The 259-nt window shown below is 32.4% G+C and carries 1 protein-coding gene; it reads left to right on the top strand.

Annotated features, from left to right (window positions below):
- Positions 1 to 259 (top strand): mechanosensitive ion channel domain-containing protein (locus FUA24_RS17190; protein WP_148544319.1); only part of this gene is annotated, 259 nt, incomplete at both ends.

The following is a 259-nucleotide window of genomic DNA, read 5'->3' as shown; positions in this document are numbered from 1 at the left end:
GGCTATTGCCATTATTACTGGTATTCCGTTTTTAAAATTCTTAACCGGTCTTGGTGCTATTTCAGCAGTTATAATTTTAGTTTTTAAAGACACTATTTTAGGCTTTGTTGCCAGTATTCAAGTATCAATTAATGATATGGTTAGAATTGGCGATTGGGTAACATTTGAAAAGTTTGGAGCCGATGGTGATGTTATTGAAATTACACTAGCAACTGTTAAAGTTCAAAATTTTGATAAAACCATAACCACCATTCCTACT

This window comes from Seonamhaeicola marinus, from assembly GCF_008085455.1.
Note: the sequence above shows the minus strand (reverse complement) of the source record. Positions and strands in the feature narration are given on the sequence as shown.